The 11,566-nt window shown below is 43.4% G+C and carries 8 protein-coding genes; all 8 read left to right on the top strand.

Going from position 1 to position 11,566, the window contains the following annotated elements; all coding sequences use genetic code 11:
* The first annotated feature begins 951 nt into the window (after positions 1-951).
* Positions 952-1,998: a ParM/StbA family protein gene (locus AB4507_RS08350; protein ID WP_136987111.1), complete on the top strand. Its 1,047-nt coding sequence runs from the start codon at positions 952-954 to the stop codon at positions 1,996-1,998.
* A gap of 3 nt (positions 1,999-2,001) precedes the next feature.
* Positions 2,002-2,496 carry a hypothetical protein gene (locus AB4507_RS08345; RefSeq protein WP_136987110.1) on the top strand — a complete coding sequence of 165 codons (495 nt, stop codon included), beginning with the start codon at positions 2,002-2,004 and terminating at the stop codon, positions 2,494-2,496.
* A gap of 272 nt (positions 2,497-2,768) precedes the next feature.
* Positions 2,769-3,398: a hypothetical protein gene (locus AB4507_RS08340; RefSeq protein ID WP_136987109.1), complete on the top strand. Its 630-nt coding sequence runs from the start codon at positions 2,769-2,771 to the stop codon at positions 3,396-3,398.
* 34 nt (positions 3,399-3,432) lie between these two features.
* A complete protein-coding gene (locus AB4507_RS08335) occupies positions 3,433-3,978 on the top strand; it encodes a hypothetical protein (RefSeq protein WP_136987108.1) in 546 nt (181 codons plus the stop codon).
* 3 nt (positions 3,979-3,981) lie between these two features.
* Positions 3,982-4,929: a conjugal transfer protein TraF gene (traF, locus tag AB4507_RS08330; RefSeq protein ID WP_136987107.1), complete on the top strand. Its 948-nt coding sequence runs from the start codon at positions 3,982-3,984 to the stop codon at positions 4,927-4,929.
* 152 nt (positions 4,930-5,081) lie between these two features.
* A complete protein-coding gene (locus AB4507_RS08325; RefSeq protein WP_136987106.1) occupies positions 5,082-5,609 on the top strand; it encodes a hypothetical protein in 528 nt (175 codons plus the stop codon).
* Positions 5,596-7,002, top strand: a complete 1,407-nt coding sequence (locus AB4507_RS08320) for a conjugal transfer protein TraH (protein ID WP_170964548.1) — start codon at positions 5,596-5,598, stop codon at positions 7,000-7,002. Before AB4507_RS08325 ends, AB4507_RS08320 begins: the two co-directional genes overlap by 14 nt.
* A 3-nt stretch (positions 7,003-7,005) precedes the next feature.
* Positions 7,006-11,566 (top strand): conjugal transfer protein TraG N-terminal domain-containing protein (locus AB4507_RS08315; protein WP_372182518.1); only part of this gene is annotated, 4,561 nt, incomplete at its 3' end.

Here is an 11,566-nt window from a genome sequence, read left to right as displayed (position 1 = left end):
GATGCTCGGGCAGGGTCGATTCTGATTCTTAGGGTGTCACGGTCGATGAAAGATGCTCGGGCAGGGTCGATTCCGATTCTTAGGGTGTCACGGTCAATGATTAACTCTCGGGCAGGGTCTTTTCTAAATTGCCATGCGCCAGCGACCTCTCCCTTGGCGGGAGCCTTTTTTTTAGCTCCCCCTTTATAATACTACTATACGGAGGGTGGTACACCACCACTAATATATGACGAAAGGCTGAATTTTCGTGTGAATTTTCGTTGTCACCAGTCACTTTTTCGTCTTTTTGATACCACCCCATGTATATGTAGGAGATATGTCCACCACACTCATAAAATCCTCATTTTCAAATTCCCTACATATATTGAGGGGGGTGTCAGACATCTCATTCATTAGCAGGTGCTAATGTTTTGGTGGTTCAATTTTAGTCGAATTTTGATACCACCATTGATATATGTAGGGACAGTGATGCCAAATTCTGAAACGAACTGTCGTTTCATGGTGGTTGATTAGCAGTGATGATCAGAACTAGATTACTTTCGTTAAGGCGCGTCATTGAAAATAAGGATTAACAATACCGCTCAAAATGTGTATGTCGGTTGATGGACGTTCTTTTGAGTAACGATTTTCGATTTCTGGCTAATTGCTTTCAAGAACGCGCAAATCTTCCCATACAATTCCCAATCCCACCAAAATAGAAACGATGTTATGCAATTTTTTTCAATTGTTTCTACAAATGTCATTTCTTAACCGATTTATTACGGTGTTTATCAATATTTCCCAAGCATCTCGATTTTCCTCATACGCAATACAATTTTATTCGATTCATGCACGATATTTTTCAACAGCTAACAATAAACATGAAAAATACCCTCACTAATTGCTAAACCATCATCAATTTTTGTGTATCACTAGGTTTGACATCAAGACAAATGATCGGAGTGATTGATTATGAACAAACAACTGGAAGTTGCAGCGATAGATGTAGGCTTTGGAACCACCTGCGTTGCATCTGAAATAACAGGCGATCACTGTTATTACCATTGCTTCCCATCAAGAGCTGTAAAGGTGAATCCTACAGAGCTGAAGCGACTGGAATCGTTTGGCACAACTCAGCGAAATACGGTTTTAGTGAACATTGACGGAAGTAGTTATGAAGTGGGGCCGGGAGTTTTGTCAAAAGCAGCTGACGCCAACGAAAGACTTCTTAATAAACGTTACATCTCAAGTCCGGCTTACAAGGCGCTGTTTATCGGTGGCTTAAGTCTATTAAAAACGGATTGCATTGACTTGCTGGTGGCTGGTCTTCCATTAAACCAACTTGATCGTAAAGATGAACTACTCAATTTTATGATTGGTGAACATCATGTGGATGGGCGAGTGATCCGAGTAAAACAGGCACATGTATTGCCGCAGCCACTTGGCGCACTTACTTATCATGCAAAGTCTGAAGCAAAGAAAATGAACTGCGGGATTATGGAGGCGCTTGGGAACCGAGCGAGAGTTACTGTTGACCCAGGTTATGGAACAACCGACTTCTTGACTTCAACGGGGCTTACAATCGACGAAGAACGTACAAAGGCATTCGAACTAGGTCAGGGGAAAATTCTCAGAAGCCTGAGCACCTACCTGTCTGAGGTTTTGGGTACGTCCATCGGGACCGAATTGGTAGACAAGGCATTCAACACGAAAAAGCTCGAAATATTTGCTGAAACGTATGACTTCCCTGTCGCTGATGGTGTCTTTGATTGCTTGCCGCTGATTGACAGTTTGTGCAATGAAGCAGTCGATTTACTTACAAACATGCTTGGTGAAGCATCAGACATACAAGAGTTTATTGTGTCTGGTGGTCCAGCTCCCGATTTCGCGAGAGCGCTAGAACGTGCATTTCCGAGACATACTGTGAAGTTAGTCGAGAAACATGAAGTTGCTGTATGCCTTGGTTTTGCTGAGTTAGCTAGACAAATCGCGGGTGTTAATTCAAACAAGGTTGCGTAGCTTATGAGTAATAGTATCGATGTTAACCTGTCGACTTGGGTGGAAAGGGGAGCTATCGAGATCCCCGATAGTCCCAAGTTTAAGCGCATAATGTTGCGACGAATACTAAACAAAGGCGCAGTGATTAAGCGATTGCACGAGTCGAACTGGGAAAAGATATCATCACAAGTTGAGCTTACGATGCCGTTCAACGGCGAGAAGGTTAATGAGCGATTTAGAATATCTAAACGTGATTTCCCAGTTTTGTTAAGCGAATTGAATCATTGTGAAAACCGAAGTTGGTTACTCCCAATTCTTTTCCAATTGGGGCTGTTATATCACCAATCCGGTGAAGCAATTATTAATCGATTTTTGGGTAACGTGAACACCAACAACGAACACGGTTCTTCCCAAAATTCTCCACAGATACCTGAAGCTAAATCACCACAGACAGACCCAGCAGATTTGGTATCTACGGAACTGGTTGATAACTTGACTTCAAGCGGATTAATCAGTTGATTTAGAAATAGTACATTTGTAATAAGTCAAGGGTTAATGTTGAGAATGTGTATGTTTTTTTGTAATCATTGTTGTGATTTTATACATTTATGCAATAATCCAAGAGTTCACTAAAACAAATTGCGTATTATGGAATTCGTAATTTCGTATAAATGAACACAACGTCAATACTGTAAACGCAACCTAACAACGCTCGTGGTGAGCTTAGTAAGGTGTTTGAAAGGTCAATGTTGGGATCGTTCAAACCGCGTAAAAGCATGGAAGATTTACTTATGAAACGTCTAGGCCACATGGCAGCCGTGCGTGCAATCTCCGCTCGCATATTGTCAGCTGCACACCAATCTGTTTTAACTAACAGAGAATGCTCCGCTCAAATTAACTTTCTGACTAACATCGACGTAGATCGATTTATAAGTATCGAGCCCGATACTCTAGAGAAGTTTGCAGAGATGCAGCACCATATCTTTACCCTTGCCCCATTACGTTCTGGCTGCACTAAACAAACAGGTTTATCGGTTCTCAATACCGCAATTGAAACAGGCCAGTTTGAAAATTATCGAACACGATTGAACGCTTATCTCAATGTCACTTCTGAATCTACACCTTCTACCGATGAGATGAGTTTTCAGTGCCAATCACTAATTCTCGCAATGCACAACCTCGCTCAAACAGATCCGCATTCTGCGATGATTGAGCTAATGGCAACTCAACAAGAAATCATTAAGTTTGCTAGTTTTGAGTTGTTTCAAATTGTCAGGTTCACATCTGCCGGTATAAATCCTTTCGTATTTCACGAAGGTACTGAAGCTGAGATGTTGAATGCCTTAGAGACTCATGAATTTCAAAGTCACAATGTCGGCGTAGAACGCATTCGTATGCGTACCTTGACCGATATGATCTAAATTCAGTCTGTTCACAATTTGAAAGGATAGTCATATGTCCGAGATACAATTATCCACAGCGTCTCAAATGGCGCTGAAATTGGAGACGCGAGCACTCGATCTTGTACGCTTTGGTGCAAACGCAGCCACAATTAAAGACCTTTTAGGTTCAGTGCCTAAGTCTGCTCAACATGAGCTTGGCCGAATGCAGACAGACTTTAAAAAATCAAGAATGGGTAAAGATGCGAGCTTTCTTCATCAAGTACCGGAAGCGTTTCCCATCTCGAATAAGCTTTGGGCTTATTATTCAATCCTCTCCAATGACCCATCAGTAAAATTGCCGCTTCAAAACAATATCGACAAGATGCTTGATGCTTATGCAAGAGTATTTGATGAATCGAGTGAAGACATACGTGCTTACGTGAATTTCAATCGATTTGTTCAACTCCTTCATCGTATCGGTGACGGTACGATCCACATTTTCAAATGTGAGTGTGGGACAAAATATATTGGCCACACTGAAAGACCTGGTACTGGTTGTGCTCATTGTCGTGCAGAAAGAGCGAGAAATCGTCGTAAAGCCAAAGCCGCTGAGGTATAGATTATGAAATCGAACTATCTAGGCTTATCGATGTTATGCGCCCTTGCATTTGCAGCTACCGCGACGGCAGATGCAAATTTCGTCAATGATAAAAGTGCCGCTCAAGGTTGGCACTTTTATGGGGAGCCTGAACCAGAAGAACCCAAAAAGCCCGTGTCTCCACCAGTCCCTATTGCCCCTCCAAGTACAGCAAAATCTGGTCCTGAACCTATGTCGACGAAATGGATTCGAGCGCACTTTATGGAGTTTGTTGGTGAAGCAATTAATGACCCTAGTCCGGAGAACATCCAACGAGCCCGATACATGCAACGTGTGATTATGGACAAGGCGACTGCTTTTAGGGAAGCGTGGATGCAAGATGTCATCAATAACCCTCTTCTTGATGAAACACAAGCAAGGCCAACATCGAGTTTTGCTCTTAATGCTAAGAATGAAGCTAAGAATCGTGCAGAACAGGAAGTGGTTCAAGAAGTAGCAAAACAAGCGGGGTTATGGTTCTTTTTTGAGAGCACTTGTGATTACTGTAAACGCCAAGCACCAATTGTCCAACGCCTCATGAGCAAATATGGCTTTAATGTAAATGCGATCAGCATCGATTTAGCGCCAATGGAAAATGGTATGTTTCCTGAGTATCAACCGGATACCAAGCAGAAGTATAAAGAGCTAGGCGTTCAAAGAGTGCCTGCTTTGTTTTTAGTCGGTAATTCCGGTGAGTTCGTAGCGCCCATTTCACAAGGCATTGTGACTGAAAGTGAAATAGTCAGATTGGTTCTTATTCAGGCAAAGACGGCCAATGTGATTTCAGAAGAACAATTTAACGACGCGTCGGCAGTTGAGTCACTACAGCAAATTACACGATTTGAAGATATTGATGAAGAAAGAGCCTTAACAGACGCAAACTATCTAGTTGAAATCTTAGAATCGAACCTCAAGGCACAGCAAGGTTACTAACTTTATCGCGGTTAATTGGAGCCTGTTCATTAGTTAATGAGCAGGCTTTTTTATATCAGTTGCACGTTAATTACCGAAAAAAGGCTCCTTATTTGAATTTTTTGCACTGGCGTTAAGTAACACTAATCCTAGTTCTCTATCAGGATATGGTCATGAAGCTTATACCAGTGGTTCTACTGACATTCAGTACATTAGTGATGGCTAACGAGTCACAAAAGCCCGTGATTACGTCATCAAACACTACCAACTCCCATCAATCGACGACTCGACAAATAGTAGAAATGCCCGATTACGAGCGGCTATTTGGCGCTATTACGTCGAATAAAGGCGACATCAACGCGTTGAAAGTCAGCCTACTTAATTTCTATTCAAGTTTGCTCCCAGTTTTGCGTTATGAAGCTCTCGTTCTTGAGGTCCCTGAAGCTTTGACCGCTTATAGCTCTGCAGAGTCAGCAAGCTACGAACTCGCCAAGCTTCACCTTATTGACCCTCAAACTCTAGAACCAAGTGAATATCAGTTTTATGAGCGAGTAGTGGTTGAAGACAGCTACGAAATTGCGAAGGAGTTGGTACTTAATGTGTTGCCGTTTATCCCTTCGCCTGAATCAGACCAACAGAAAAGTTTGACAAAGAATGTCAATGCACAAGCGCAGGAGGCAATCAATTATGAAACGTATTAGGTCTTTTATCGTTGCCGCCTCGCTGACATGCTCTATGAATGTGTTGGCCAACCCAATGCAAGACGTCTTCAATGGGTACTCGACAGGTCATGGTATTGTCGACTACGAAACCAGTAATAAAAACGCCATCGCACTCGGTTCTTTTTCATACCGTGTTAAGAGTCATGATCCAAATATCGTGAACTTTCAAGTTCCGTCGATGAAAGCCGGATGTAACGGAATCGACCTTAATCTGGGTTCATTTTCAATGATCAAAGATTTAACAGGGATGCTCCAAAACTCAATGAGACAAATTGCAGCGGGTAGTGCGTCGTATGCCTTCAACCTAGCTTTAGATGCTCTGTGTCCGACGTGTGCTGCAAACATCAAAGCCTTGAAAAAAGCGATGGATGAATGGAACAAATTTTTCAAGAACTCATGTGAAGCGGGTCAGGCATTAATGGCCAACGCGGTCGGCCCATATGAACAATCAATCCGAGATGCTTTAGCAATCGGTCAAGCCGCAAACTCAACTGGTGTTGCGACAGATTCAGCTGATTGGTTTCAAAACATAGCCCCAGGCACTTCATTGCTTGAGCTCTCCCAAAAAGTTCAGAATGGTGAGGAATTACTGACAGGTAACCTGCTAATTAACGGCATGAGAACATCAAAAATGAATGTTGGTGCCGCTGACTTCTTCCCTAGATTTTCGGAAACCGTCATGTCACTAGTTGGGACCGAGATCCGAGATGTTGCTGATAACACTGACCCTGACCGCCAAGGTGTCGAAACCTCTTCAATTGCGACAACTCCGGTTCCTGCGACATTGACTCTGCTAGATATCGCCTTTGGTGGCTTTGATACTCAAGAACAAGTGACAAGGCTCAAGTGTAATGACGGTAACCCAGATACTGTGGCCAGCTCTAAATGTCTCGATATTACTCAGGAAACGATTGATTGGAGGCCGTTGAACAAACAGTTCTTAGAAGCGTTGGACGGAACGACAGACGGGACCGCAGGCGTATTAGAGGTCTATCGAACAGGTGCTCGCGGTGCGAATGATTTTGGTCCTACTCAAAAAGCAGTGATACAGGGTGGCGGTATGGATGTATATGGCTACATAGCTTTACTCGCGACCAAATACAGAAAAAGTTCAGAGGTCCAAGGTTACTACGAGGCAATTGCTAATGAATACGCGTACAACTTTGCGATGCAATTTTTCACATCTGCTCGTGCGTATTTGGATGCGGTTGCAATCGCGGCTAAAGCCGACAGCGATGCTAATGCCCAAGCCTACATAAAAGAAGCAAGAGGAATGTTGAACATACAGATGGACATTGTGGACCGCCACTATGAACAACAAGACTCTAAGAACCGTTTGCATATGTTAGTCGAGAAGAGTATGGAGAACTAAGTCATGGAATTTCTGATATATACCATTGGTAATTTTGATTGGGCTAGACAAGTTTTCCTTGGCTTGTCGATGGCGTTCGATCAATCAACAGGTGAATTTGGACAGCCTAACTACTTGTTCGGTCTTGGATTAGTTCTTTCCTTCTTCGTTGCAGCCTTCAAACAATTCTTTGAAAAGGGTCAGATTGGTGGTGAATTCTTAGGAACAGTGTGCAAGGGCTATCTTATCTGGATGCTGTGTTTCTACCCGAGAGTCGACATTGTAGTCGAACATGCTGGTACGGGTGATTCAGCGTATTTTACTGACATTCCTATTGGTTTGGCTATCGGTGGAGCTGTAACGACTCAAGTACCTATCGCGTTTATCGATATTTTGAGTGACATCTTTGTGATGCCCCAGAACTCAGGCACACACTTAGACGCACTTAGAACGCTGGTGGCTATCGAAGGGTCTGTAAATAGTCCGAATATTCGTACTATTGGGCATGCAGATAGTGATTTCATACGCAGCATAGACAGTTACATGAATGGCTGTTTGTTCAAAGACATGGAAGTTGGTGGAGCCTATCAAGAGGCGAAGGTTGGCAATGTATTGACGAATGTCGATGCTTGGGCCGCGATGGAGGTCAGCTCAACGATTTGGTACATCGACATGTATCTTGAAGGGCAACCGTCATTCATGTCGTGTAAAGACTCTTACACTGCACTGAGCGCATACATTGATAATGACCAATCGAAATTAGCAGACGGACTCGATGAGTTAAATGAAGCGAAAGGCATATCAGCGACACAAGTAAGCTCTGCACTTCAGCAGTTGGGCTCTGCATCAATGGACAGCTACACATTTCAAATGAATAACTTCCTTGATTATCACGTCAAAAAGAACGCTATGGGGTTAGATGCTAGTCATTCTGCACGAGGCCAACTTGTTGACGCTATGGAATATCAAGCTAAACAACAGCGTCTTTTCACTATGGCAGGTGACAGAAACTTGTGGCTTGAAATGGCCCCTGCCACCATCTCATTTTTTGAAGCGTTCGTGTGGTTTGCTGCACCACTTATGTCCTTCTTTATCATCTTTGGTGAAGGGGGCTTTAAGATCGCCGCGTCATACATGCGATTCTTAGTGTTAGTTGGATTGTATCCATTTGTGATGATTCTGATTAACTTCTATCTCGATTGGTCTATTCAAAATGCGTTGGAAACGTCGATCACTGAGCAAACAGCATACACCATAGGGGGATTGTCCAATTTCTATTCCGAAGCGCGAAGTTATATAGCGACCGCATCTTACATGACGACAATGGTTCCTATGTTGGCTTATATGCTTTTGAAAGGTGGCGAATACGCAACCGTGAGTATGGCTGGCAAGATCGGGGGAACCGCACATGTTAATCCTAGTGCTGTCGCACCAGATATTGCCGTTGGTGCCAAAAATGGTTCACTCAGAATGGGTAATCACAGTTGGACTATGGGTGATAACGGTGTGGTTCATTCAACAAATCAAATTCAAGATCAAAACATGCCAACACTCAGTGGTATGTCGAATATGACCAGTAACTTATCCCTTACATCAAGTATGGCAGAGTCGCGAGTTCAATCATCCCAAGCTTCACATCAACAGTCATGGGGCAAGCTTTCTCAGCTTATGACGCAGATTCAAAAAGGAAAAAGTGTGAACGGTAGTGATAGTCATCAATATTCTGAAAATGCTCAATTTGCAGCGCAGGTGCGTGAAGGTTTACAGAAAAACACCAATCTAGATACTCAAGAAATTACTCAATTGATGGGTAAGTTAGTAATGGGTGGTGGTGGCTCGGGTAGCGGAAGTTTCGGTTGGGGAAGTGGAGAGGATTCAACACAGCAAAACTCTGAGAGTGCAAAGACGTCGACTCAAGCTTCTGACTCTACCCAATACAGTAATGCAAAAAATAATAAAACAATGTCGAATACGCAGGGGGGCTCTCAGGCTGCAGGACGACACGGACGTGGCCCCGTGACGAGAACTAGCCATATAGAAGATAAGGGCAATTCAAAAACAGAAAGAGTCCAAGTTACTGACACTAAGAGTAATGACAAGAGTTCCGGAAAAACAAACCGAGTGGGTTCAAGAAGCAAAAGTGATTTCTCGGTTGGTCTTGATGGCCGAGTTCAGGTTAACGCAGAAGGCGGGTTTAACCTTACGGAACGTGAGGCAGAGGCATTGCAGGCAAGCTTAGGTTACGTGACCAGTGAACAAGGCGGCACCAGTGCTCAATATACTAGTCAAGAAGCGATTCAAAAGGTTCATGGTCTTTCAAGAACGACAGGTTGGGGCGAAACGGGACAAAATGCTATTCAAGACCTGAAAAGTTATACAGCTGCGAAACAATTCCAAGAAACGACGCAACACGCATTGGGTGTTGCAAAAGGTTTGAATCAAAATTATTCAACCAATTTTACAAATGCGGCAAACAATAAGGAATTTAAAGAGTGGGTGGCTAATGGTTATAACACCGAAAGTGAGATGGCCAACATGAGCCCAGAGGAGCGTAGAGTCGTTGATGCCAATGCTCAGGCCCGAAACCTCCAAATACAACGTGATGCATCTAAATACTATCACGGAGATGTGGGTCGTGCAGCAGCAGTACTTTTCTCAAGTGAAATGGTTAATCAATATCAAGAAGTGGCGACCGCTAAAGACATTAATTCAATGAAATCGGGCTTGATGGATATCTCGCAGAAATTCAATGAAGCCGACTTCTTGATTGGTGACAAAGCACTTAATGATATGTCGAAAAACTTTGCCACGATGAGTAACAATTTAGGGTCTGTGAAAGACACCACCAGCAACTCAGCCGTAGCAGGCATTCCGGAAGAAATTCAAAGACACCAGCAAGGCTTTGAGAAAACACGAGATGAACGACTGGGTGAGGTTGGTACATTATTGACCACCAAAAATATCAAAGATGAGCACGGGGAAAATGTTGATAAGGCTCGCGCCAATGCATCAAAAGTTGCGCCTGAGAAAACAGATGAAATTAAGGCCATTAAAACTGCCACTGATACAGTTAATCCAACTCCAATTTCTCAAGAAGTTAAGAGTGCTGCGAAAGATGGTGGTGGATTGGTAAATGACATTGCAGCGGGGCTAGTTTCTCAGTTTCACTCTGCGACAGCGCAACAGCTATCAGAGCCTGCCGCAGAAAACATGAAGCACTTAGAATCACCATTGAATAAAGGTGCTGATTTACTAACAAGACCACAAATTGCAACTAGCCCAAGTGCTCGTGATTTTGGACTCACCACTAATTCCGAAGGTGTATATGGCGCCGCTGTGATCGCGTTAACCAGTGATGAGAACACGCTCAATAAAGATGGGCTACTCAGTGACACTGAAATCAAGCATCACAATAATGCGGTTGGGAATATAGAACAACTAAGAACGGAAATGTCTGAGGATGAGTCATTTGCCAAAGAAGTCGGTGGACTTGCATCGGGCAAATACACCATGGAAGCGTTAGAGGACTATAAACTGTTTATGGGTGGCTCTGAGGACGGGTTCAGAGACATTGATTACAACAACGTTGCTCATGTTGCCTCAACACTTGGTACATCCCTTACTGATGAGCAAGTTTCGAATCTATCAAATCAATCTGAGGTCAATAAGAATTACGATGTCGTAAATGGCAAATTGTTATCTAAACATTATCTGCAGATTGGAATAGAGGATGTGGCCGAACACCAGAAAGCTTACCACGCATCTAAAGATACACCGAATGAAGTGAAGTTGTCACAACTTGAAGCGACAGGTAAAGAGCAAAATGAAGCTGCAATTAAAGAGGGCCAATCTAACGGAACAACTCCATTAACGGGTGTTAATGACACCGTAGCGAACACAGCAATGCCGGGTTCTGTACCGTCAAATGAGCCGTCACCAGTACCAAGTTCAATGACAAAATTCGCTGAAACTGCAGCGCAAAGCTTGGCACTTATGGAGGCATCAGAGAACAGTGGTATGAGTGACGAACAGAAATCACAAATCTTTGACTCCATTGACAGTAATACGATTTCTGTAAAAGAAGGAGCTCAACTGTTCAATGCTGTAAGTTCAGGTGAAATGACCGCTAATCAGGCAATTACGTCGTTGCAAGAGAAAGAGGAGATGCTTGCTTCAACAGAAAATACCCAACCTGATGCGCAACCAACAGAGGCAAATAATTCAAAGGAAAAAACTACACAACAAACCCAAGGCAATGATCAAACAGGTTTCTCCAAACTAGCTTCAATGGTTGTTAGCGCATTACCTAGTAGCCCATTACAGCCAGAGGACAGTAATAATCAGCGTACCCAAGTGCAAAGCAATCAAGAGGTAGCTCCTGATAATAAATCAGCCGAAACGGTAGAGACGTCGAAGACCTCTGACACTGTATCTACGAACTCACGCCCTGAAAGTTCAGCACCACAGTCGGCGGCTCAAACGGGTACAGTAGCGCCAGCAACTCAAGTGGCAAGTGCATCACCGCAGAAAGTGGATGAGACAGCACCTACGAACTCACGCCCTGAAAGTTCAGCACCACAGTCGG

Source organism: Vibrio sp. 10N.222.54.A3, assembly GCF_041474095.1.
GTDB classification, from domain to species: domain Bacteria; phylum Pseudomonadota; class Gammaproteobacteria; order Enterobacterales; family Vibrionaceae; genus Vibrio; species Vibrio crassostreae_C.
The sequence above is the reverse complement of the archived record's forward strand: the minus strand, read 5'-3'. Positions and strand labels throughout refer to the sequence as shown.

Excerpts from the sequence above, each read along its gene's own strand:
- AB4507_RS08345 (WP_136987110.1), top strand. The coding sequence starts at position 2,002 with ATGAGTAATAGTATCGATGTTAACCTGTCGACTTGGGTGGAAAGGGGA.
- AB4507_RS08325 (WP_136987106.1), top strand. The coding sequence starts at position 5,082 with ATGAAGCTTATACCAGTGGTTCTACTGACATTCAGTACATTAGTGATG.
- traF (WP_136987107.1), top strand. The coding sequence starts at position 3,982 with ATGAAATCGAACTATCTAGGCTTATCGATGTTATGCGCCCTTGCATTT.
- AB4507_RS08335 (WP_136987108.1), top strand. The coding sequence starts at position 3,433 with ATGTCCGAGATACAATTATCCACAGCGTCTCAAATGGCGCTGAAATTG.
- AB4507_RS08320 (WP_170964548.1), top strand. The coding sequence starts at position 5,596 with ATGAAACGTATTAGGTCTTTTATCGTTGCCGCCTCGCTGACATGCTCT.
- AB4507_RS08350 (WP_136987111.1), top strand. The coding sequence starts at position 952 with ATGAACAAACAACTGGAAGTTGCAGCGATAGATGTAGGCTTTGGAACC.
- AB4507_RS08340 (WP_136987109.1), top strand. The coding sequence starts at position 2,769 with ATGAAACGTCTAGGCCACATGGCAGCCGTGCGTGCAATCTCCGCTCGC.